This window comes from uncultured Microbulbifer sp. (assembly GCF_947489355.1).
In the GTDB taxonomy this organism is placed as follows: Bacteria; Pseudomonadota; Gammaproteobacteria; order Pseudomonadales; family Cellvibrionaceae; genus Microbulbifer.
The window spans coordinates 35,034-53,553 of record NZ_CANLDD010000011.1 but is presented as its reverse complement, the minus strand read 5'-3'; the positions used below and the strand labels follow the sequence as shown (position 1 = coordinate 53,553).

The window sequence follows — 18,520 nt, the reverse complement described above, 5'->3', positions numbered from 1 at the left end:
GCGCCTGAGCACAGGCGAACTGGAAACAATGCTCGATCCCAAACTGATTCGCACGGATATGGACCAGGTGGCCGCGGCGCTGAAAAAGCGTGGTGTGACACTGGATACGGTCAAACTGACAGCGCTTGAGGCGCGCCGCAAAGAGCTGCAGGTCCACACCGAGCATCTGCAAAATGAGCGCACCAGCAAGTCGAAAAATATTGGGCGCATGAAGGCCGCCGGAGAAGATATCGCCCCCCTGCTGAAAGCGGTGGAGTCCTTGGGCGGCGAGTTGCAAAGTGCCAAACAGACGCTGGCTGAACTGCAGCAGGAGCTGGCTGCTATTCTGTCCGCGATTCCGAACCTGCTGGATGCGTCGGTACCAGAGGGCGAGAGCGAGGACGATAATGTTGAAATCCGGCGCTGGGGACAACCGCGCTGTTTTGATTTTGAAGTCAAAGATCACGTCGACCTGGGTACCGGGCTCGGCGGTCTCGACTTTGAAGTGGCCGTCAAGCTCACAGGTTCACGCTTTGCTGTAATGACCGCAGCGGTGGCGAGACTACACCGTGCCTTGGCCCAGTTTATGCTGGATATTCACACTGAAGAGCACGGCTACAAAGAGGCCAATGTGCCGTTCATTGCGAATGGGGATTCCCTGTATGGCACCTCGCAGCTGCCGAAGTTTGAGGAAGACCTGTTCAAACTGAGAGACGAGCGCAGCTTCTATTTGATTCCGACTGCGGAAGTGCCGCTGACGAATTTGTACCGCGACCATATTGTTGAAGACAGCCATTCCCTGCCGCACAAACTGGTGGCCCACACACCCTGTTTCCGCTCCGAGGCCGGCTCCCATGGTCGCGACACCCGCGGCATGATTCGCCAGCACCAGTTTGAAAAAGTGGAGCTGGTGTGGGTGACCCGCCCGGACCAGTCTGGCGAGGCGCTGGAAACCCTGACGCAGCATGCGGAGACCATTCTGCAAAAGTTACAGCTGCCGTATCGCACTGTGGCACTCTGTGGTGGAGATATCGGTTTTGCCGCGCGCAAGACCTACGATATTGAGGTTTGGATTCCGTCTCAGGACCGGTACCGGGAAATTTCCTCCTGCTCCCTGGTGGGTGATTTCCAGGCGCGCCGGATGAAGGCCCGCTGGCGCAACCCGGAATCCGGCAAACCGGAGCTGGTGCATACCCTGAATGGCTCCGGCCTCGCGGTGGGCCGAGCTTTGGTTGCGGTACTGGAGAACTACCAGCGCGAAGATGGCAGTGTGGAAATTCCGGCCGTGTTGCGTCCCTATATGGGCGGCCGGGAAGTGATAGCTGCTTCTCCCGCGCAATGTTGATGCGGCACTCTGGCCGGCTACCGGGTTGTTAACTACCCCGGGTATTCTGGAGGAATACTGTTCCCGTCTGCCACTTAATGGGATAAGACGTTGCGCTATCTCCCTCTCGCGTTTGATGTCCAAAACCGCCCTTGCTTGATTGTGGGTGGAGGCGCCATTGCCACCCGCAAAGCCCGCTTGCTATGCAAGGCGGGAGCCCGCCTGTGGGTGGTTGCCCCGGAGATTGCCTCCGAACTCAGGCAACTGGTGTCCGATTCAAACGGAGCCCTGTTTGAGACAACCTACTGCGCCGATTATTTGCAGCGGGCTGAACTGGTGATCGCGGCATCCGATAGTGCGGAGGTCAATGCGCAGGTCTCTGCCGATGCGCGCGCCCGGCACCTGCCGGTCAATGTGGTGGATGCGCCGCAGTTGTGTACGTTTACCTTTCCCGCAATGGTGGAGCGCGGCGATCTCTCGATTGGTATTAACAGTGGCGGTGCTGCGCCGGTGCTTACCCGGCGTATCCGCGCCCAGATCGAAGCGCTGCTATCCCCGGGGCTTGCCGCCCTGGTGGAGCTTGCCGCCCGTGTGCGCACCAGGGTAAAAGCCGCATTGCCCGAAGCGCGGCGCAAGGATTTTTGGGAGTGGGTTTTCTCAGGCCCAGTCGCCAGCTGTATGGAGGCAGGGAAGCTGGCGGAAGGGGAAAAAGCATTGCTCAATGCCCTGCAGGTCTGGCAGGGCAGTCCTGCACCGACTGGCGAGGTTTACCTGGTGGGCGGGGGCCCTGGAGATCCCGATTTGCTGACCTTTCGCGCCCTGCGTCTGATGCAGCAGGCCGATGCCGTGCTCTATGATCGCCTGGTATCCCCGGCGGTTCTGGACCTGGTGCGCAGGGATGCCGAGCGCATTTATGTTGGCAAGAAAAAAGCGTTTCATTCGGTTCCCCAAAGCGATATCAACCAGCTGTTGGTGGATTTAGCCAACAAAGGCAAAAAGGTACTGCGTCTGAAGGGAGGAGATCCCTTTATTTTTGGCCGAGGTGGCGAAGAGATCGACAAACTGGCCGAGCACGGCATACCGTTTCAAGTGGTGCCGGGCATTACCGCTGCGTCCGGGTGTGCCAGCTATGCGGGTATTCCTTTGACGCACCGCGATTACGCCCAGTCAGTGCGTTTTATTACCGGACACCTGCAGGAAGGCAGCCTCGATTTGCCCTGGAGCGAATTGGCCTCTGTTGGCCAAACCCTGGTTTTCTATATGGGCTTGACGGGCCTGCGAACCATTTGCACCGAACTCACCCGCCACGGTCTCTCAGCGGAAACGCCCGCGGCACTGATCGAAAAGGGAACAACTCCGGCGCAGCGGGTCATTGTGGGTGACCTCAAGACACTACCAGACCTCGCGCAAAACAAGGCAGTAAAGGCGCCGACTTTGACTATCGTCGGTGGCGTTGTCAGCCTGCATGAGAAATTGCACTGGTATCAGCGGGACCAGTCAGATCTCCAGCCCCCTGTCTGTGGCAATTGATTCCGGCGACAGACCAGATCCCAACGCCTGTTGCGTGAAACGCATTGACAAAAAGACGTTGCGACCACACATGGGCATTCAGTATTTGCCAAAAGCCGAAGCACAGTTGAAAAATGCTTGCGCACGCCCGCGACCGCTTTTATTGAAGGGGAGAGCGCTGTTTCAAAGTGTTGCCAAATACTGATCGAGACGTATGAGTTGCAATACGCTACAAGTGCCAAAGGTCGTTGGGTATTCAGTAGGTGTTCTGTCAGCTCTGGTTCAGGCCCTGAATGTCCACTTTCGGAGTTTTTACCTGACAGAAGCGCAGTTTCATCCAAATAACAGCAATTGTTCCTATGTAAGACGTATCCGTATTCTACAAATAAGTTGTGTTCGAGAAATCCGATTCTAGACGTTGCCAAAAATGCCGGAAAGCGTGACCCTGACGTACAGAAAAAATTCGTGTGAATAGCTTATTAAGATCGGGCATGGTAGATACAACAAGTAAATTCCACTGGAATTGCCATTTACCATATTCCCTTGTATCAATATTTGAAAAAGCAGTGTGAATATCCCACCGGCCTGGCGATTTATTCAGAAGGTGCATGTCGTTAAAATCCACTTTTTACTGATGTAGTGCTCCTATTGCGTCGGCATCTTATCAAGAAGAAGTCTTGCTATTTCCTGCTACACTTAAATGATTATTCAATATAAATTTTATCGCCAGGATGCAGCTGCTTATGCAGGGTAGGGGATGGGGCTCCGTCTACCAGAGCCATATGATGTGTGGTGACCGGTCGCGATCCTGTAGGGGTATATTTGCAGACTGTCTGGAATGGGCGCAGTTGTTTTTCTCTCTTGGGATGATATCTGTACCCATCATTAGACACTTGTCAATAACCCGCCGCAACCGTCTAGGAAGGCGGACTATTCCGGCGAATTGTCTTCAGTGGAGTTTACTTTTGTCAAATTTGCATTTATGCGGTTTGTAGCGACTGTGGAAATATGGCTTCCCGCTCGGTAAAAGAAATTAAGGAGATTGTTATGGCGTATAACAAAACCCTGGCAGAAAAAGTGCGCAATCTGATACAGGAAAACCAGGGCCTCAGTGAAAAACAGATGTTTGGGGGCTTGGCGTTTATGTTAAATGGCAACATGGCCTGTGGTGTGGTCGGCGAAGAACTGATGGTTAGGGTAGGGCCTGATCACTATCAGGAGGCGCTGGCGGAGCGCTACACACGCCCAATGGACTATACCGGGCGTCCTTTGAAAGGGATGGTGTATGTTGAGGAGGATGCCGTTGCCGAAGACCTTGACAATTGGGTGAGCCGCGGCGTTAACTTCGCCGGTTCGCTGCCTCCCAAATAAAGTCTGAGACCATACTCAACCTAAACCAATCTGCAAGGTGATTTTAGTGTCTCGCAAGTGAAAGAATGGCATTACATTACCTATATACTGTAGGATTTTCCAAGAAACAGGGGGTGACCTCTTACACTCGATACCGCCGAGAGCGGATAATTTTAGCCATAGGAAGTGGTGTTCAGTGCACAGCGCAGTAGCTGGAAGGGATATCGATTATGTACTTTATCGAGTTTAATAATGGCGTGCAGATTCCCCAGGTCGGCATGGGGCTGGCCGCTGTGGGCGGCTGGCAACAGGATAATGAATATGTCACTGATACCATTCTAAAGGCGATATCGATCGGTTATAGGCAGTTTGATACAGCTTCTGTGTATGGCAATGAGCGCGCCCTGGGGCGCGCGATCAGGGAATCCGGCCTGCCGCGGGAGATATTTTTTATAACCAGTAAAATCTGGGATACCGAGCAGGGGCGTAGCAAAACCCACGATGCCTTCGCGCGCAGCCTGGAACGTTTGCAACTGGAATATCTGGATCTCTACCTGATTCACTGGCCAGTGCCAGCCTATACCCGGGAAACCTGGGAGGTTATGGAGGCGCTGTATCAGCAGAAGAAGGTACGCGCCCTGGGTTTATCGAATTTCCGCAAGACGGATATCGAACAAATTGCTACATTTGCCGAGATTCGTCCGGTCTGCAATCAAATTGAATTACATCCTTATTTCACCCAGCAGCCGCTGGTAGATTACTGCCAGTTTCACAAAATTGCTATTAGCTGTTGGTCTCCCCTGGGTTCCGGATCTTCCTGGAGTGGTGTGCCACAGAGTGAAAAACCGATAGTGGACCCATTAATTGTAGAAATCGCAGAAAATCATTCTGTGTCTCCGGCACAAGTCATATTGAAATGGAATGTGCAACAGCATCGTATTGTGATCCCCAAGGCAGAAAAACTGGATAACATTCGCAGCAATTTGTTATTGTCAGGGTTTACTTTGAGTAATAATGATATTGGAGCAATCAATGGCCTGAATTGCAACAAGCGGCTTGGAGGTGATCCGGATTATGCACATAAGAATAATTTGACTGTAAAGGTGCCAGATTAACGGATTATTGAATCTTGAGGAGCTCGTCTCACATTTGCATAGTCGTCTGTGGGGCTCTGTTGAGGTTTAATGGCCTTGCGCAGTAACGGAGCAGTGCATCCCTTGCCTGCTGCGAGGTCGGGGGGTTGGATATCTTAATTTGAAGCTGCGGGATTTTTGATAGATTTGACGAAAGGATTCAGTTATTTTATCGCCAGCGGTTCCAGTGTTACCTTAGGACCAGGCCAAAGCGCAATGGGCTATCCACGTTTCCAGTAGATGGCCAGCTACAGCTTATCTTCCGGGTTACGCATCTTCAGATTTGCACTTGAGATGGCAGGATATTCGTATACCTTATCCTAGGTTCAGTGTGACATTACTTTGCTTGATCCGGTCCGGTAAATCCTAATTAATGCTCGTGATATCGGGGTGGCCATGTCCGTTAGAGTCATTGGCCCGGCATCGTTGTTTCCAGATTTCCATCCTATTGGATATACTGCTTTAGGATTTTCTGCGATTTCTATACACGCGATACTTGTGTGCGCGGTTAGCATGGCAGAAGGGAAGAATACCCCTCTCCCAGGACCGTTTAAGGCATGGATGCCGATTGCGAGCATACAGGGATGTATTCACAGCGCGTCCTGGGAAAGGGGTATTCTTTCCTTCCGAACCGGTAGTAATTTCCCAAATCATAGCGGTGTATACTTAGACAGGGAGGTGTTATGACACTGCGGGCCGTATTATCCTTGATGCGCGAGCTTCTTCGCCCATTTAAGGCGATGTTTCAGGGGTAATCCTGGAGGAACTCTGGGATGTGTTTGGTTAAGAAGTAACGGAAAAGTAGGGTGGCAGCGACCGGCGCTTTGGTTACAGAAAAAAAGGGCATTTTCCTCTGGTGCACATAGTGCCTGGGGGAGATTGGATTGTTGGGGGGTGGGTATGTCGATTGCGCGCCAGCGCTTTGTCGTTTTGGGGCCGTTGTTGGCCGTTTTTTTTTACGTGTTTTTGCGTGAGCTAGATTTGGCGTATCTGCCTGCGGTCACTGCGGCTATTACATTGCTTACAGTGATCTGGTGGATTACCGAGGCACTGCCTATCCCGGCAACTTCTCTGGTGCCTTTTATACTTCTACCCTTATTCGGGGTGGCCGATTATAAAATGGTGGCGGCATCGCTGGGAAGTCATGTGATTATGCTGCTCATGGGGGCCTTTATCTTGTCCAAGGCTCTGGAAAAGAGTGGGGCCCATGAGCGCCTGGCCCTGTATATGCTGCGCATCGTTGGCGTATCCTCCGGTCGGCGGTTGGTTCTGGGGTTTATGCTGGCCTCAGGTTTTCTCAGTATGTGGATCTCGAATACCGCCACAACTCTAATGATGCTGCCCATTGCCCTGGCAATTCTCTCCCGTATCCAAAATCAACGACTGAGCATTGCACTGATTTTGGGTATTGCCTATGGCGCAAGTCTCGGGGGCGTGGGTACGCCGCTGGGTACGCCTCCAAATGTTATTTTTATGGGCATTTATGAGGAGGTAACCGGTCGGACGTTCAGTTTCGTGAGCTGGATGAAGATCGGTCTTCCTGTAGTAGTGACCACTCTGCCGATTATGACGCTCTGGCTTACCCGCGGTGTCCATCTTAAAAATGTAATCGAACCGCCGGCGGTTGGGGCTTGGCGTGCAGAGGAAAAGCGCACACTGCTGGTGTTTGGCCTCGCCATTGCTTTTTGGATCACCCGCAATGCCCCCTTTGGCGGCTGGAGTGGGTGGCTGGATATTGCCTCTGCCGGAGACAGCACAGTCGCTATTGCCGCTGTGGTGGCCATGTTTATGATTCCCGACGGGAAAGGCGGTCGCTTGCTCGACTGGCAGACCGCTGAGACAATCCCCTGGGGCATGTTGCTGCTCTTTGCCGGTGGTCTCGCCCTGGCCAAAGGCTTTTCCGTTTCGGGCCTGAGCAGTATGCTGGGCAGCGGACTTTCCTTCCTGACCGCCATGCCCCTCTGGGTGATGTTGCTATTGCTCTGTCTCGGTGTCACCTTCCTCACAGAAATTACCAGCAATACTGCTACAGCTACACTGCTGATGCCGATACTTGCGGCAGCGGCCACTTCTGCAGGTTTCGATCCGATGGTGTTGATGATACCGGCCGCCATGAGTGCCAGCTGCGCTTTCATGTTACCGGTGGCCACAGCACCCAATGCGATCGCTTACGGCACCGGAAAAGTGCGTATGCAGGATATGGTGCGTGAGGGTGCGGTGCTGAGTGTGACTGCATCGCTGATTATTGCCGGTACAGCCTGGCTACTATTGGGCTAGGCTTTCCAGCGGGGGAGGTTGCCGGATAGGGTAACAGCCAAGAATTGCAGGGTATCGCACCGAAAAACAGTTGTGTGCAGCAAAAACCTATCCGCTGCACAGGCGGACCTTCCCGGTGTATAAGACCCGGGGAAGTGCGGGGGCAGCAGCACAGGGTATTTCGGGTCCAGGCGTCCACGGCTGTGCGGTTCCACAAAATGATCGACTCCCTGAGTCCGACCACTTTTCTGCTCAAGCGGTAGAGAACTTCTCTATGACACAGTTGCTAGCAAGGCTGGAGGGAAGAATACCCCGCTGCCAGGATCGTATGAGACATGGATGCCGATTACGAGCGTACAGTGATGATTTCACAGCGCGTCTTGGGAGAGGGGTGTTCTTTCCCTCCGACCCGGTAGTAAGGGGTAGCCGCCTCAATTGGCGGCCCCTGATCGCTCTGGGGGCAAAAAGAGCGATAACACTGAACTGAGCCCCTGGGGGGCTCTGCCCGTTGCATGCTTTCGTTAGGTGGTGGATCCTTCCCGGCGTGTCATAGCGCTGTAGAAGATTAATGCGGCTGCAAACAGAAGCCAGTCTTTGATGATGAACTGACCTGTTGTATTCAGATCGAGAATAAAGAGGTCATACCCGGGGGTATTGAAAAGAAAGGTTGTGGTTCCGATCGCTGTGGCCAGGATGCCGGCCAGACCGAACAACCCAATACGTTTGGATACCGGTGCGAGTAGCAGCGTTACCAGGAACAGTAATTCGACGATACCAATGAAATTTGAGGCCCCCTGGGTAGTCCAAACAGTGTAAGTCCAGGAAAAAAAGAGATTGGTGCTCATCAGGGGGAAAATACCCTGCGCCTCAAAGGCGGTGAATTTCATCGCACCAATCCACCCCATCACAATGGCGACGCCAAAAATGCACAGACCAATGGCAATGCGCCGACACCCTTGTGAAGACCTACTGGAGGCATACAAGTACAGGGCCACGCCAGCCATGGAGAAGTACTTTATGATTCCCTGGCCCGAGCCGATAAACGGGAAGCCGCCGTAGGACGCCACCCACACCGGGTTTGTCAGCAGAAGCGTGGTGGGGGCAATCAGCAGTATAAAAGCGGCCAGTGCAGACCATTGATAACGCCTGCTATGCCGATTACGTTGGCTGAGCCCGATCGCGATCACAATTTTTACTGCACCGATCAGCCATGCCAAAAGCATCCACGGTATGTCGATTTTTGAAAAGAGAAGATGCTGACTGAACCAGTTACTGATTATTTGGGAGCCGGTTTCTCCGAATGAGAGAACGCCGGTCCAGACGAGGTACACCACCATGATCCAGTTTGCGATTGTGTAAACGTGACGCTCGGGAATATTATAAAAATACGAGAGACTCATAATTTTTGCTCCTGCTGGGCTGGAAGAAAAAAGTGCCGAATGCGCCGTATTTCAGGATTGCTGCGACGACAGGGCTTTTGGCATGGTATTTTGTTAAGGATGGGGTGATGAGCCCGGTTCTTATGCCTCTGACAGGGTAGTAAAAACCCTTAGCCATTACCTGCTCACAATCACCGGGGATTGCCCTCTTGGAATAACCGGCGTCTCTGGGCCTGCCGGTATACGAAAGGCCCAGAACAGACTGCGGCGGACGGGGGTACTTCTCTGCGCCGGGTAAAAGTTCAGCTCCCGTCTAATGGAGCGCTTAACGTGCCGCGACTTGAGCGGTGATGGCTGCCTGCAAAGCTGCGGCATCCTGCAACCAGACAATGTCATCAGCATCCACTTTTTGCCCGGTAACGTCTGTCAGGATGACCTCCAGATCTGCCAGATCCCCACTATCGTCAGATTTGCCCTCAATAGATAGTTGAAGCCAGGCGTGGCCATCTTCGTCAGTCACTTTTTGTACCTTGTCTGTATCGACACTGCTGGTGTGCCGGTCGATTACCGAGGGGCTGCCCGGCGGCAGGTAGATTGTGCCATTGGTGAAGTCTACTGCGAAGGCTACAACACCGGGAAGAAACCCAAAAAGCAGTGCGGCGCCATCCAAAATAACCACTGCCGGGTCCACGCGACCGCCCGTCTGGCCTTTGCGCTCAGGATACAGAAAATAACCGCAGGCGCTGACATTCATTACCATCACCAATACACTGCTAAGGGCAATACTGCGCTTAATGCTACTACCCATGAACTTCTAACCTCTTTCAGCTTATGATCAAATCCGGAATCCCAGTCTGCTGTCCGGCCTCGGGTCCAGCAGGCCAATTCCAGAGAAGGGATCGCCATTCTCGCCTGCCCAGCCAAATATCCTTCCATGGGTAAAGGGAAAAGCCACTAAATTTACGCCTATCTGCACCAGGGTGCAACAAAGTGCAATAAAAGCTGCCTAAACTTTAATCAGCGCCTGCTACGGAATGTTATGGAGATGTCATTGATTTCTGACAGTGTGGAGTGACGCACTTGTGAACAGTCCGGGCAGCAAGCATTTGTCTGGGACCGACACCGGAAATTTCAGGGAGTAGTAGTCGCAGCAGGTGCCGCCAGGGATTGGCTAAAGCACGGTATCGAATCCGGTACCGTGCTTTTTTATTATTTGCACAACTGGCCTCATTGTGCCTCCTTGACCGGGGGATTGACGCCCCGGCAGCTGACACAAGTGTGCAGTGCAAGTTCTATTTTTCTTTTATGGGCTGGTAACTGCCGGCGCAAATTCCCTCAACCCCTCTTCTGCAAGCGGTCCAAATTATCAGATGGGTGACATGACAATTTACTTATAAAGTGGCAGTTTCCCCCACCAGGCGCCTGAAAAAAATGCTCGAGCCCTGTATCCTGCGCCCAGCAACAAAAAAGGGGGGCGTGTATGAATATAACCAGTGCTTTCGACAGCGGAAATATCGAAGTTGTCAATTCCACTACCAATCCGGTTGAGTTGGCCATCCGCCAGGACCACAATTCCGATTTTTATCAGTGGTTTCACTTTCGCCTGGAGGGGGAGAGAGGGTCGAGTTATCCCCTGCGCATTGTGAATGCCGGTAAGTCCGCCTATCCGGAGGGATGGGAAAACTACCGGGTGTGCGCTTCCTACGACCGCCAGCACTGGTTTCGTCTCGGCGCCAGCTATGACGGAAATAGCCTGGATTTCGCCGTAACGCTGGATGAGCCAAGTATCTATCTCGCCTATTTCGCCCCTTATTCCTGGGAGCGGCACCTGGATTTACTCGCCTGGGCGCAAAGCAGCGATCAGGTACACATGCAGAGTCTCGGCAAGACCCTCGACGGTCGCGATATGACCATGCTGACGGTTGGGGCTGTCAGTAGTGCCAGGCACCGGGTCTGGATGATCGCTCGCCAGCACCCCGGGGAAACCATGGCGGAATGGTTTGTGGAAGGCTTTCTGGATGCGCTGCTGGACGAGGCCAACCCTACAGCCCGAAGTCTTCTGGCGGATACCGTTTTTTATGTGGTGCCGAATATGAATCCCGACGGTAGTGTGCGCGGCCACCTGCGCACCAATGCGGCGGGGGCAAACCTGAATCGTGAATGGCTTGAGCCCAGCCTGGAGCGCAGTCCGGAGGTTTTTCTGGTGCGACAGAAAATGCTGGAGCTCGGCGGGGAACTTTTTCTGGATATTCATGGGGACGAGGCACTGCCCTACAACTTTGTCGCTGCCTGTGAGGGCATTCCCGGCTATGACGACCGCCATGCGAAACAGGAGGAGACCTTCAAACGTGCCTACGAGGCGATCAGTCCGGATTTCCAGACCGAATACGGCTACGAGCGCGACAAGCCCGGTGAAGCCAACCTGTCCATAGGCACCGCCTGGGCCGGGCACCAGTTTCGCACCCTGGCCCTGACCTTGGAGATGCCCTTTAAGGATAATGACAAGCTGCCCGATCCGATCGAGGGGTGGTCCCCCGCCCGCAGCCAGCAGTTGGCCCGCGATATCCTCTACCCGATCCGGGCAGTGCTGAAAACCTTGCCGTAGGGCCAGGCCAAATGCCCCTCTGAATGTCCCTTGTATACGGTATCGGGCAGGTGCGTTTTGACGGCTTTTGTTCGATACCTGGCCCTTATCCATTACAGCAGGCTTCTGCAAGCTGTCGTTAGATGGATCGAGATCAGGCATAATTCTGTGCAGCAAGGCTCACAGGACAACATTATGCAAATCTCATCCCTCTGGCGCCGCCTCGGCCTGACTATCGCTGTCGGCAGCGCACTCACCGCCTGCAGCCAAGGCGATCCCAAAGCGACCGGGCAGCAGGCAGTGGGACCGGCAGCTGCCCACACCCGTTACCAGGATCCAGTTGGGACCACCACCGGTTCCAGCCCCACCCCTGGTGAAGTTGAGCAGGCCCAGGCCGATGCTATCGCTGCAGATCTGCACAAACATATTGCGGTTCTCGCTTCCGATCAGTTCGAGGGACGTGCCCCCGCCACAACCGGCGAGGCGCTGACCGTCAGCTATCTGGCAGAGCAATTTAAAACGCTGGGGCTGACACCCGGCGCCACGGGTGCAGATGGCCAGCCGAGCTGGTTCCAGCAGGTGCCCATCGTTGAGATGCAGATCGAATCCACTCCCCTCCGCATTGCGGGCGCGGGTGTCGAGCAGGTACTGCAGCCAATCACTGACATGGTGGCTTTCACTCAGCGGCAAACCTCTGCATCCGCCCTGGAGAACAGCGAACTGGTATTTGTTGGCTATGGCATTGTTGCCCCCGAGAATGACTGGAACGACTACTCTGGCCTGAACATGTCCGGCAAGACCGCCGTTATTTTGGTCAATGACCCCGGCTATGCCAGCAAGGACGAGTCTCTCTTCAATGGCAACGCCATGACTTACTATGGACGCTGGAGTTATAAATTTGAGGAAGCCGCCCGCCAGGGTGCTGAGGGTGCCATCATCATTCACGAGACCGGGGCCGCCGGTTATCCGTGGGAGGTGGTTAGCGGTTCCTGGTCCGGCGCACAAATCAGCTTAGAAACCGACGACCGCAATGTCGACCGCGTCGCGGTGGAGGCCTGGGTGACCAACCATGCTGCCAGGGCATTGTTTCGCTCCGCTGGATTGGATCTGCAAACAGAGATGGCCGCGGCAAAAACCCGCGACTTCAAGCCAAAGGCACTCGGCCTCAAGGCCAATATCCGGCTGCAAAACAGCCTGCAAACCTCCAATTCCCGCAACGTGGTGGCCAAATTGCCGGGCCGGAAGCGCCCGGATGAGGTGATCGTGTACACCGCGCACTGGGATCACCTGGGCGTAAACAGCAATGCCAAAGGCGAAGACCAGATTTTCAATGGCGCCGTGGACAATGCCACAGGTACTGCCGGTCTGCTGGCCATGGCTGCCCAGGCGGTAAGACTTGAACGCCCCGACCGCTCACTGGTCTTCGTTGCGGTCACCGCTGAGGAATCCGGCCTGCTCGGCTCCAAATATTACGCTGAGCACCCCGCTGCGCCCCTGGAGAAAACGGTTGCGGGCATAAACTTTGATGCCATGAATGTGCTCGGGCCAGCCCGGGATATTATTGTTATCGGCTATGGCAGCAGCGAACTGGAACCGTTGCTGGAGACCGCCGCAAAGGCGCAGGGCCGTTACCTGGTTCCCGAGGAGCACCCTGAGCGTGGTTACTTTTATCGCTCGGATCATTTCAGCTTGGCGAAAAAAGGGGTTCCCATGCTGTATTTTGACTCCGGCACCGACAACCTGGAGCACGGTCGCGAATGGGCTCGGCGCAAAGGTGAGGAATATCTCAGCGATCACTATCACAAGCCGGGCGATGCCTATGATCCGGCGTGGAATTTAAAGGGGGCAGCCATGGACCTGCAGTTGGGGCTGCAACTGGGGCTGGTCTTGGCCAATAATCAGGATTGGCCCAACTGGTATCCAGGCAACGAGTTTCGCGCAATCCGTGATGCGAGTGCCGGCGCCAGAAAATAATCCTGGCGGACGACTCTGAAATAGACCCTCCTGCGGCAGCGGTGCAGACTCTGTACCGCTGCAATCCCGCCCGGGTACCCTCGTGGCGTTGCCCTCGTTTTCCTTCCCGTTGCATTTGACAAACAGGAAAAGATCCCGGCCTTTCTCTGGCAGTCCTGGCTTGAGGAATAATAAAGGCAGCACCTGCTGGGGCGTAGGGATCGGCTGCCTGAGAACAACAATACCCTCAAACCCCACCATATACCGCACTCCACTGGGCTCTTGCCAGGACCTTTGCACAATGGGGCGCAACTGATAGCAAAAAACATCTCAACAATATTGCAAGTGATAACCATTACCATTAGTATCTGCATAATTCGAGACCACACACTCCGCTGCGGTCAATACATGTCTTATTGAGTACTGAGGGATCTCCATGGGTAGCGCTCGAAACCAAGGTTTGTGCCAAAATATGTCTCTTGTTGTGGCTGGCCTCAGCCGCTCCCTGTTGGCACTCGCTGTTGCTGCCGGCAGTTCTACTGCGGTGATTGCAGCCGAAGACCGGCGCGAGCGCCTGGAGGAAGTTCAGGTTACCGGCACGCTGAATCTGTCCCGCCAGACTTCTATCGGCAAGCTGGATATCCCGGTCGATGAGACGCCTTTTTCTATTTCACTGCGCGATAAAAACTTCTTTGATGCTACCGGCTCCAAATCTGTACAGGATGTGCTGCAATATTCCGCCGGTGTGAATGGCGGTTTGTTTGGTGTGGATGCTCGTGGTGACTGGTCCTCTGTGCGCGGGGTAGCCCCCGTGATGTTTATTGATGGTTTGCAGTCCATTTTTGGCAGCTATACCAGTGCCCGTGCCAATCTTTACGCTTTTGAACGGGTGGAAATCCTCAAAGGCCCTTCCTCTGTGCTCTACGGCCAGGGCTCTACAGGCGGGATTGTCAATCTGGTTTCCAAGCGTCCCCAGAGCGAATTTGGCGGTGAGCTAATGGTGCAGGGTGGTGACTACGACCGCAAAGTGATTGCCGGCGATGTGACTGGTGCGTTGGACAATGAAGGCAAATGGCTCTACCGCGTAGTGGGTTATGCCCGTGATGCCGATGCCCAGGTGGATCATGTAGAGGATAACAGCACTTTGTTTATGCCTTCTATCTCCTGGCGCCCCAGTGCGGATACAGAAATTACCTTCCTTGCCAATTATCAGTATGATAAGTCCGGTACCACTGCCGCATTTTTACCCTATGGCGGCACTCGTGTTGACAATAGTCATGGGGCTATTCCCACAGACACTTTCCTGAGCGAGCCCGACTGGGATAAATACGATACTCAGCAAATCGCCTACAGTGTCTGGATAGATCATCGCTTTAGCGATAACTGGGGTTTCAATGCTGGTTTGCGCTATTCAGAGGGTGAAGTTGATTACAATTCGATGTTCCCTTCTGGTGTGTTATATGATCCTGTAAATATGCTCAATCCGAATGTTCAGGAAGTGTATCGTACAGTTTTTGTAAGTGATGCCAAAAGCGATCTTCTGATATTCGATTTACGTATTTCCGGTGAAATGACAACTGGACCTTTCGAGCATCAGATTTCGTTTGGTCTTGATCGCCAGGACGCAAAAACGGCCAATGACCGTCTCAGTTTGCCTTTGGAAGGTGGTAAAATTGATCTTTTCAATCCTGTCTATGGCTATGTTCCCACAGGGCTAGAGCAGCGTAGCGAATGGCGACATATTGAAACTGAAACTGAGCAATTGGGCTTTTACCTTCAAGACCAGATCACCCATGACAATTGGATTTTCAGTACCGGTTTACGTCGGGACTTCTCCAAGTCTGAAACAGTGGGTGGCTCTTCCTATGATGAAGATGCGACTACCCTGCGTTTTGGTGTGATGTATTCCTATGAAAATGGCATTTCACCTTATGCAAGCTACTCTGAGTCATTTGAGCCTGTAGCAGGTACAAATAATGCATTTAAGCCAATCGAAGGTGAACAGGTTGAAGTCGGGATTAAATATCAGCCTGAAGGTACAAGTCTGTTAATCACCGCTTCCGCCTATGAAATTACGCAGAAGAATCGTCTGACACGTGATTTAAATGCCTCAACTCCAAATTCATTTGTTCAATTGGGTGAAGTTGAAATTGATGGTGTGGAGCTGGAGGCTTCCGGTCGGTGGGGTGACCTGAGCCTGGTGGCCAACTATAGTCATTTGGATACTGAAATTACAGAGAGCTTTGCTTCGTATGAAATCGGCACGCCACTTGAAACAATTCCTGAGGAGCAGTTTTCACTTTGGGCCAATTACGACTTAAGCGAATGGGTTCAGGGCCTAAAAGTTGGTCTAGGTGCGCGCCATGTTGGGAAAAGCTATGCAGGAATGGAAAAAACTCGTGAAGTTATTTTATCGAACCCATTTTTGAATGAGGTATCTTACTCTGTCTTGAATAGCTTTTTTGAGGAGCTTCCATCCAATAATCCCTCTTACACCCTGTACGACGCAACTATCGGCTACACCCTGGAAAGCTGGAATTTCCAGCTAAATGTAAAAAACCTGACGGATGAAATCCACACCACCTCTTGCCTGAGCCGCGGGGACTGTTTTTACGGCGAGCGCCGTTATGTGACGGCAGAAGCGCGTTACACCTTCTGAGTTTGCTTCCGGGGCTTTTACCGGCATGGCGTGTGTGCGGGTACACGTCTCGCCCTTTTAACAATAATCCCGGCGATCTGACAGGGCCTGCAAACCCTATGTGATCACCGTCCTTGCAATACAGGCGCCTTTGGGCGAAATTGCAGGAGTTTTCGGGGTGCGTCGGCCAGGGACAGTAGCGGCTTGTCCCTGTGACGCATTGACTGGACAAATTGTCTGTTCAGGGGAACTCATCGAGCGAGCCAAAGACTTTCTTTGTGGTATTTATGCCAAATGCAATCTACATCATCGCTGGGCTGGCCAGCCTCAGCGCCCTCGCCGGCATAGTGACTTTGTACAGGGCCTGGTTGCACACTGGCGTACAGCCAGTACGCCGCTGGCTCGGTTGGGCATTGGTAGTGGTTTCCGCCTGGGGGTGGAGTGCGGTGGTCGGTGTTGAGTATGGAATCAGTATTGCCACCCTGATCGTCATGTTGGGGGTCTTTGGTTTGATTGCGCTCAACGGGGACTGGCCCAGTGGCCCACCTCGACAGGATAAACACAGGGTGACAACCAAACCTGCTCCCGCGAGGGCTGCGAATTTAATAGGGTTGCGTGGTATTGCGAGATGCCTGGCGGTGGTTATTCTGCCGGCGCTGAGCGGCGTGGCTGCAGGGCTGTTGTTCTTTGGTGTAGCCAATCTGGTCGACAGCAGTCGCCTGATTGGTGCGGGATTTGTTGCCATCACATTCTGGACCCTGGCGGTTGTCTGGTGTTGTGCTGATCGGAAACTGCTGCGCCCGGGTGCAGCCTTGGTGCTGTTTTTAGCGGCGAGCGGCCTGTATCTGTTGCCTGCTGTATAAGCGGGTGTGCAGTGCCCGTGCTGTGGAATAGGAAGGTATCGTGAAATTCTCCCTCAAACCCTCACCGGCCTTTGTACGCGATATGACCGACGGGCATTCGGTTCTGGGCCTGACCCTGTCCACACTGCTGTATATTGTGTGTGTCAGCGGTACCCTGGCGGTTTTCTACAACGAATTTGAGCGCTGGGAGCAGGCTTCCGAGCTGGAAACCCTGGAGGTCAAACCCGCTGTTTACGCAACTGCCACAGAGCAGGTCAGCGCACTGGCGAGCGCACAGGGGGAAAAATTCAATTCAGTCACTTTTACCATTCCCAACTCGGATATGCCGAGATTGGTTGTGCGTGTTGGCAAAATTGAACGGCATCTGGGAGAGGATGGCTCGCTGCAGGGTACAGTCTTTCACGATTGGACCCACTTTCTCACCTATCTGCACTTTGCCCTGAATCTGCCGGTGGTACTGGGGGTGCCACTCGTAGGGTTGATCGGTGTGTTGATGGCGGCGCTGATCCTGTCCGGCTTGCTGGCACATCCCAAAATCCTCAAGGATGCCTTCTCTTTTCGTATGGCGGGTTCCAGGCGCTTACAGCAGGTGGACCTGCACAACCGCCTGGGTGTCTGGGCCGCACCTTTCCACCTGGCGATTGCTGTCACGGGAGCCTTTATCGGTCTGTCACAGGTGGTGGCCTTTGCGATTGCGGGGCTTTTCTTCGGCGGCGATGTGGAGAAGGTGGAGGCGATGCTGTATAGGGAGGAGTCTGCGATAGCGCAAGATGCCGGGCAGGTGCCGCTGCCAGACTTTGAAAAGATTCTTGCGGAGATGTCACGGCTGGCACCGGGCCATGAGCAGAATCGTCTGCGCATATTTCACCCTGGCCGCGAAGGGCAGATGGTTGAGATTGTCACCCGGGTTCCCGGGCGCCTGGTGTGGGGAGAGCGTTATCGGTTCAACGCCCAGGGCCGGTTAATGCACAAGGAGGGCTGGTCTGACGGGGAGGCCGGTAAGCAGGTGTACGCTTCCAATTTCCGCTTGCACTTCGGCCATTTTTCCGGCTTCCCGGTGAAAATCGCCTACTTCCTGCTGGGGGTCGGCATGTGTGTGCTGGTGGTTTCCGGTATTAATATTTGGCTGATACGCAAGCGTCAGAGGGGCGCACCTGCGGTGCGCTTGGAGCGCGTGTGGATGGCCCAGGTGTGGGGAATACCATTTGCCATCGCCTTAAGCGCAGTGACTTACCTGGTCTTTGCTGTGTCTGCGGTGCAGGTGTTTTGGTTAACCACAGTTGTTTTGAGTGTGGTTGCTGCATTTTTTGGCACAGTGGCGGGGTGGTCCATGCTGCTCAGGGGGGCCACTATTGTCACTTGCCTGCTGGCGGTGATAACGCATGTCTCTATTTTTGGAGCGGATTCCTTTGTGCGCGCCTCACTGGTGGCCAACGCTGTATGGTTGCTAACGGCAGCCGGTATCGCTGCCTCCTGCCTGTATACCTGGGTGCGTCGTCGCGAGTGCAACCCTGCCCCCTCAGTCAGTGGTGCTGTCAGTAGCGGCTAGTTA

General features: G+C 53.8%; 12 protein-coding genes. 10 read left to right on the top strand and 2 right to left on the bottom strand.

What is annotated here, in order from left to right; genetic code table 11:
• Positions 1–28: 28 nt before the first annotated feature.
• The 5 genes from serS to Q1A48_RS07110 all read left to right on the top strand — a co-directional run bounded on the left by serS (position 29) and on the right by Q1A48_RS07110 (position 7,572).
• Positions 29–1,324 (top strand): serine--tRNA ligase, encoded by a 1,296-nt coding sequence (serS, locus tag Q1A48_RS07130; RefSeq protein WP_299942846.1) that lies wholly within the window; start codon positions 29–31, stop codon positions 1,322–1,324.
• Between the two features lie 90 nt (positions 1,325–1,414).
• Positions 1,415–2,833 (top strand): siroheme synthase CysG, encoded by a 1,419-nt coding sequence (gene cysG / locus Q1A48_RS07125; protein ID WP_299942845.1) that lies wholly within the window; start codon positions 1,415–1,417, stop codon positions 2,831–2,833.
• 1,026 nt (positions 2,834–3,859) lie between these two features.
• A complete protein-coding gene (locus Q1A48_RS07120; RefSeq protein ID WP_299942843.1) occupies positions 3,860–4,183 on the top strand; it encodes a TfoX/Sxy family protein in 324 nt (107 codons plus the stop codon).
• Positions 4,184–4,392: 209 nt separating this feature from the next.
• A complete protein-coding gene (locus Q1A48_RS07115; RefSeq protein ID WP_299942841.1) occupies positions 4,393–5,277 on the top strand; it encodes an aldo/keto reductase in 885 nt (294 codons plus the stop codon).
• A 918-nt stretch (positions 5,278–6,195) separates the two neighbouring features.
• Positions 6,196–7,572, top strand: coding sequence for an SLC13 family permease (locus tag Q1A48_RS07110; RefSeq protein WP_299942839.1), 1,377 nt, complete (start codon positions 6,196–6,198; stop codon positions 7,570–7,572).
• Positions 7,573–8,072: 500 nt separating this feature from the next.
• Here the strand turns inward: Q1A48_RS07110 and Q1A48_RS07105 are convergent, their stop codons facing one another.
• Positions 8,073–8,951: a DUF417 family protein gene (locus tag Q1A48_RS07105; RefSeq protein WP_299942837.1), complete on the bottom strand. Its 879-nt coding sequence runs from the start codon at positions 8,949–8,951 to the stop codon at positions 8,073–8,075.
• Between the two features lie 304 nt (positions 8,952–9,255).
• Positions 9,256–9,738: a hypothetical protein gene (locus Q1A48_RS07100; RefSeq protein ID WP_299942835.1), complete on the bottom strand. Its 483-nt coding sequence runs from the start codon at positions 9,736–9,738 to the stop codon at positions 9,256–9,258.
• 672 nt (positions 9,739–10,410) lie between these two features.
• Here Q1A48_RS07100 and Q1A48_RS07095 point away from each other — a divergent pair.
• The 5 genes from Q1A48_RS07095 to Q1A48_RS07075 all read left to right on the top strand — a co-directional run bounded on the left by Q1A48_RS07095 (position 10,411) and on the right by Q1A48_RS07075 (position 18,517).
• Positions 10,411–11,535, top strand: coding sequence for a M14-type cytosolic carboxypeptidase (locus Q1A48_RS07095; protein WP_299942833.1), 1,125 nt, complete (start codon positions 10,411–10,413; stop codon positions 11,533–11,535).
• A gap of 174 nt (positions 11,536–11,709) precedes the next feature.
• Complete coding sequence (locus tag Q1A48_RS07090) at positions 11,710–13,488, top strand: M28 family metallopeptidase (protein ID WP_299942831.1); 1,779 nt, start codon at positions 11,710–11,712, stop codon at positions 13,486–13,488.
• A gap of 415 nt (positions 13,489–13,903) precedes the next feature.
• Complete coding sequence (locus tag Q1A48_RS07085; RefSeq protein ID WP_299942829.1) at positions 13,904–16,126, top strand: TonB-dependent siderophore receptor; 2,223 nt, start codon at positions 13,904–13,906, stop codon at positions 16,124–16,126.
• Between the two features lie 266 nt (positions 16,127–16,392).
• Complete coding sequence (locus Q1A48_RS07080) at positions 16,393–16,968, top strand: hypothetical protein (RefSeq protein ID WP_299942827.1); 576 nt, start codon at positions 16,393–16,395, stop codon at positions 16,966–16,968.
• Between the two features lie 40 nt (positions 16,969–17,008).
• The gene (locus tag Q1A48_RS07075; protein WP_299942825.1) at positions 17,009–18,517 is read left to right on the top strand and encodes a PepSY-associated TM helix domain-containing protein; all 1,509 of its coding nucleotides are present in this window, start codon (positions 17,009–17,011) and stop codon (positions 18,515–18,517) included.
• The last annotated feature ends 3 nt before the right edge of the window (positions 18,518–18,520 follow it).

Bases quoted from the DNA above. Each gene is read 5' to 3' on its own strand.
- serS (WP_299942846.1), top strand. From the start codon at position 29: ATGCTCGATCCCAAACTGATTCGCACGGATATGGACCAGGTGGCCGCG.
- Q1A48_RS07120 (WP_299942843.1), top strand. From the start codon at position 3,860: ATGGCGTATAACAAAACCCTGGCAGAAAAAGTGCGCAATCTGATACAG.
- Q1A48_RS07115 (WP_299942841.1), top strand. From the start codon at position 4,393: ATGTACTTTATCGAGTTTAATAATGGCGTGCAGATTCCCCAGGTCGGC.
- Q1A48_RS07110 (WP_299942839.1), top strand. From the start codon at position 6,196: ATGTCGATTGCGCGCCAGCGCTTTGTCGTTTTGGGGCCGTTGTTGGCC.
- Q1A48_RS07105 (WP_299942837.1), bottom strand. From the start codon at position 8,951: ATGAGTCTCTCGTATTTTTATAATATTCCCGAGCGTCACGTTTACACA.
- Q1A48_RS07100 (WP_299942835.1), bottom strand. From the start codon at position 9,738: ATGGGTAGTAGCATTAAGCGCAGTATTGCCCTTAGCAGTGTATTGGTG.
- Q1A48_RS07095 (WP_299942833.1), top strand. From the start codon at position 10,411: ATGAATATAACCAGTGCTTTCGACAGCGGAAATATCGAAGTTGTCAAT.
- Q1A48_RS07090 (WP_299942831.1), top strand. From the start codon at position 11,710: ATGCAAATCTCATCCCTCTGGCGCCGCCTCGGCCTGACTATCGCTGTC.
- Q1A48_RS07085 (WP_299942829.1), top strand. From the start codon at position 13,904: ATGGGTAGCGCTCGAAACCAAGGTTTGTGCCAAAATATGTCTCTTGTT.
- Q1A48_RS07080 (WP_299942827.1), top strand. From the start codon at position 16,393: ATGCCAAATGCAATCTACATCATCGCTGGGCTGGCCAGCCTCAGCGCC.